Origin of the sequence: Streptacidiphilus carbonis (genome assembly GCF_000787775.1) — a bacterium.
In the GTDB taxonomy this organism is placed as follows: Bacteria; Actinomycetota; Actinomycetes; order Streptomycetales; family Streptomycetaceae; genus Streptacidiphilus; species Streptacidiphilus carbonis.
The window spans coordinates 1-4,198 of record NZ_BBPM01000131.1 but is presented as its reverse complement, the minus strand read 5'-3'; the positions used below and the strand labels follow the sequence as shown (position 1 = coordinate 4,198).

4 protein-coding genes are annotated in these 4,198 nt (G+C 72.3%); 2 read left to right on the top strand and 2 right to left on the bottom strand.

All coding sequences use genetic code 11. The features are described from left to right. Nucleotides 1-44: 44 nt before the first annotated feature. Both TR46_RS37540 and TR46_RS37535 read right to left on the bottom strand, forming a co-directional pair. Nucleotides 45-1,751, bottom strand: coding sequence for a DUF885 domain-containing protein (locus TR46_RS37540; protein WP_042411807.1), 1,707 nt, complete (start codon nucleotides 1,749-1,751; stop codon nucleotides 45-47). 4 nt (nucleotides 1,752-1,755) lie between these two features. Then, on the bottom strand, nucleotides 1,756-2,526 hold the full coding sequence (locus tag TR46_RS37535; protein ID WP_152626943.1) for a rhomboid-like protein: 771 nt from the start codon (nucleotides 2,524-2,526) through the stop codon (nucleotides 1,756-1,758). A gap of 129 nt (nucleotides 2,527-2,655) precedes the next feature. Between TR46_RS37535 and TR46_RS37530 the strand changes: the two genes are divergently transcribed. Beyond that, nucleotides 2,656-3,567: an AurF N-oxygenase family protein gene (locus TR46_RS37530; protein ID WP_042411803.1), complete on the top strand. Its 912-nt coding sequence runs from the start codon at nucleotides 2,656-2,658 to the stop codon at nucleotides 3,565-3,567. Nucleotides 3,568-3,598: 31 nt separating this feature from the next. Continuing rightward, the coding region (locus tag TR46_RS37525; RefSeq protein WP_052433477.1) for a TetR/AcrR family transcriptional regulator at nucleotides 3,599-4,198 on the top strand (600 nt) is incomplete at its 3' end.

Sequence of the window (4,198 nt, the reverse complement as noted above, 5' to 3'; positions counted from 1 at the left end):
GGGTTGGGCCCGGGGGTTGGGGCCCGGGGGTTGGGGCCCGGGACTCAGAGCCCGGCCAGTTGGTCCGTCAGGTCGTCCAGCCCGAACGCTCCCTGCGACAGCGCCTTCATGTGCCAGGCCTTCAGGTCGAAGCCGGCCCCGTGCCGCTGCCGGGCCAGATCGCGGCCGGCCCGCCAGGCGCGCTCGCCGAGCTTGTAGCCGATGGCCTGCCCCGGCCAGCCGAGGTAGCGGACGATCTCGCTCTCCCGCATCTCCGCCGGGCTGCCGTTGTAGGCCGCCATGAAGGCGGTGGCCAGCTCCGGCGTCCAGCGCTCGCCGGGGTGGAACGGGGAGTCGGCGGGGACGGCCAGCTCCAGGTGCATGCCGATGTCGATGATCACCCGGATGGTGCGCAGCATCTGCTCGTCCAGGAAGCCGAGCCTGCGCCCGGGGTCGGCGAAGAAGCCGAGCTCGTCCATGAACCGCTCGGAGTACAGCGCCCAGCCCTCGGTCTCGGCGCTGACGCTGCCCAGGGTCATCTGGAACCGGGACAGGGTGTCGGCGCAGCGCATCCGCTGGGTCAGGTGCAGGTGGTGGCCGGGAACGCCCTCGTGGTACCAGGTGGAGACGAGCTGCCAGGTCGGGAAGGTCTCCCGGTCCATGGTGGGCAGCCAGGTCCGGCCCGGGCGGGTGAAGTCCAGGCTGGGCCGGGAGTAGTAGGGCGCTGCGGCGCTGCCGGCGGGGGCGATCATCGCCTCGACGCGGCGCAGCGGTCCGTCCAGGTCGAAGTGGGGGCCGTCGAGTGCGTCGACGGCCTCGTCCATCAGCTGTTGCAGCCAGCTGCGGATGCCCTCGACACCCTTGACCGCGTGGCCGTGCCGCTCCAGGTGCTCCACGGCCTCCAGCGGTGCGGCCCCGGCCTTGACCCGGTCGGCCTCGGTCCGCATCTCGGCGTCCAGCCGGTGGAACTCGGTCCAGGCCCAGGCGTAGGCCTCGTCCAGGTCGAGGTCGGCGCCGGTGCAGTAGCGCGAGGAGCGCAGGTAGTGCTCGCGCCCGGCGATGTCGGAGGCGCCCGCGGCGGCCGGGGCGTAGCTGTCGCGCAGCCAGCCGCGGAGATCCGCGGTGGCGGCGGTGGCCATGGCGGCGGCGCGGTCCAGCTCGGGGCGCAGCGCGTCGGGGCCGTGGGCGGCGAAGTCGGCGAACCAGCTGCCCGCGCTGCCCTGTCCGGTGCCTGCTCCACTGCTGCCGAGCCAGCCGCCGAGCTGCCCGATCACCGTCTCCACCTGGCGCGGCCCCGAGTACAGCCCGCGCCGCAGGCCCTCTGTCAGTGTGGCCCGGTATCCCTGGAGTGCCGCCGGGGTGTTGCGCAGCTTCCCGGCGACGACGGCCCAGTCCTGCTCGGTGGCGGTCGGGACGGTGGTGAACACCTGCCGGACCTGGTGCACCGGCGAAGCGATGTTGCTCAGCGAACGGAAGTGGTCCCCGGCCGCGTGGACGGCCCGGCGGGCGCCGAGCCGCTCGGCCAGCAGCCGGGCGCAGGCCGCCTCGGCGGGGTCGGCCCTGACCGGCCCCGGCAGGGCCGCGAGCGCCTCCAGGGTGCGGCGGTCCAGCTCGTCGGCGGCCTCGAAGCCGGCCGGGGAGAGGTCGGGCTGGCGGTCGTCGTCCAGGTTGACGCCGAGGCTCGCGGCGACGCCGGGGTCGAGGGCCGCGTAGGCGTCGACATAGGCGTCGGCGAGCTGACGGGGGGTGCGCTGTTCCGTTGAGTCGGCCATGCCCTCATCCTGTCGCACCACTGCGCAGTGGTGACGGGTTGTCGGCATCCGCACGGCCGTGCGAACGCAGCCGCGGGGGCCAGGAGGGGCGCCACGGCGGGCGCCGGTCCCCGCCGGGAACGCCCCGGGTGATCGGGTAGCAGGCGACGCCGAGCAGGAAGGCGGTGAGGTGCCCGAGGTTGGTGAAGTCCCATTCGACGACGAACAGGAGGACGAAGAAGACCGTCGCCGCGCCCAGGTACCACCAGCGCAGCGGGCGGGCGAAGAACCAGGTCAGCACGCCGACCGAGCCGGACAGGCCGTAGCTGACACCGATGTCGATGGTGTGCGTGGTGCTGTGCGGCAGCTTCCCCATGCTGATCAGGACGCTCACCGCGCCCTCGCTGACCAGGGTGGCCAGCACATGCGCGATGGGGACGACCGCGAGCCAGCGCAGGGTGCCCAGCCAGCGTTCGACCGGGACGTGGAACAGCGAGAAGAGCAGGAACCAGAAGGCGAAGCTGGGGGTCTCGGTCCAGAAGGCGCTGCTGATCAGCGCCTTGACCGGATGGTGCCGCAGCTCGATCAGATTGGTGCTGTGGCTGAACAGGAAGTACTTCCTGAACCTCGGCGACATCTGCACCAGGGCGAAGGTGTTGGCGCCGAGGATCAGCAGGTAGAGGCAGGTCCCCGGGGCGCCCCGGTAGTAGCGGCCGACCGCCGCCGCCCGTCGGCGCGCCCGTCCCGGGCGTGTCGGCCCAGGTGGCGCCCCTGGCGTCGTCCCCTCCGAAGTCATGACGACATTGTGGTGCTTTGCGCGGCCCCCGCAGCAGGGGCACGCCCGACCCCGGAAGGGGATTGACGCTCTTGCTGACATGCAGTCTCATAAGAACAGGGAACCGGCCGACCCAGGGAGGGCGTCGTGATGGCGGAGAAGAGCGGGTCCGCACTGCTGACCGACCGTGAGCAGGTGGCCGAACGCCTGCTGGAGGCGTCGGCCAAGCACTCGTACGACCCGGAGACCGAGCTCGACTGGGACGCTCCGCTCGAACCCGGCAAGTGGTTCCTGCCCGAGCGGATGGTCTCCCTCTACGGCACGCCGATCTGGGACCGGCTCTCCGAGGAGCGCCGGATCGAACTCTCCCGGCACGAGGCGGCCAGCCTGGCCTCGGCAGGGGTCTGGTTCGAGGTGATCCTGATGCAGCTGCTGGCCCGGCACATCTACGACATGGACCCGCGCAGCCGCCATGTCAGCTATGCGCTGACCGAGATGGCGGACGAGTGCCGGCACTCCAAGATGTTCGCCCGGATGGTCACCAAGCTGGGCACCCCCTACTACGGTCCCGGCGGGACCACCCGCTTCCTCGGCCGGGTGCTGAAGACCACCGCGACCACCCCGGGCGCTTTCACCGCGACCCTGCTGGTGGAGGAGATCCTGGACCGGATCCAGCGGCAGACCTTCCCGGACGAGAGCGTGCAGCCGCTGGTCCGCGGCATCACCAGGATCCATGTGGTGGAGGAGGCCCGGCACGTCCGCTACGCCCGGGAGGAGCTGCGCCGGCAGATGGCCGCCTGCCCGGCCTGGGAACGCCAGTTCACCCGCACCGTCTCCGGCGAGGCCTCGGTGGTGGTGGCCCGGGCCCTGGTGCACCCCGGCGTGTACGCGGCGGTCGGCCTCAACGTCGAGGAGTCCGTCAAGCAGGCCAGGGAGAGCGAGCACCGCAGGGAGACCATGCGCTGGTCCGCCGAGAAGCTGACGGCCTTCCTGGAGGAGATAGGCGTGATCCACAGCGCCTTGGACCGCGCCGCGTGGCGCAGGTCCGGACTGCTGCGCTGAGCCGTCGGCCCCTCCGCATAGGCTGAGGGGCATGGATGCCGCCGTCGACCAGCCCGCGCAGCCACCACCACCGCCGCGGTCGCAGCGGGCTCCCCGGGCCAAGCGGGCGCCGTACCGGCGGCTGACGATCGAGCAGCGGCGGGAGCAACTGATCGCCGTGGCACTGGAGCTGTTCAGCCGGCACGCCCCGGAGGAGGTCTCGCTCGACGACGTGGCCGCCGCGGCGGAGGCCTCCCGGCCCCTGGTCTACCGCTACTTCCCGGGCGGCAAGCAGCAGTTGTACGAAGCCGCGCTGCGTACCGCCGCGGACGAGCTCTCGTCCCGCTTCACCGCGCCCGCCCACGGCGGGGCGGCGGAACGGCTCGGGCATGTGCTCGACCAGTACTTCGGCTTCGTCGGCGACCACGCCGCGGGGTACGGAGCACTGCTGCGGGGGGGCTCCGCCACCGAGACCGAGCGCACCACCGCGATCGTGGACGAAGTGCGGCGGGCTGCTTACCGCAGCATCGTCGAGCAGTTGGGGATCGATCGGCCGGGACCGCGGTTGGGGCTGCTGCTGCGGTCGTGGATCTCGGTGGTGGAGACCTCCGCGCTGACCTGGCTGGACGACAGTCGCCGGGGGGGCGTGGGG

Excerpts from the sequence above, each read along its gene's own strand:
- TR46_RS37540 (WP_042411807.1), bottom strand. The coding sequence starts at position 1,751 with ATGGCCGACTCAACGGAACAGCGCACCCCCCGTCAGCTCGCCGACGCC.
- TR46_RS37535 (WP_152626943.1), bottom strand. The coding sequence starts at position 2,526 with ATGACTTCGGAGGGGACGACGCCAGGGGCGCCACCTGGGCCGACACGC.
- TR46_RS37530 (WP_042411803.1), top strand. The coding sequence starts at position 2,656 with ATGGCGGAGAAGAGCGGGTCCGCACTGCTGACCGACCGTGAGCAGGTG.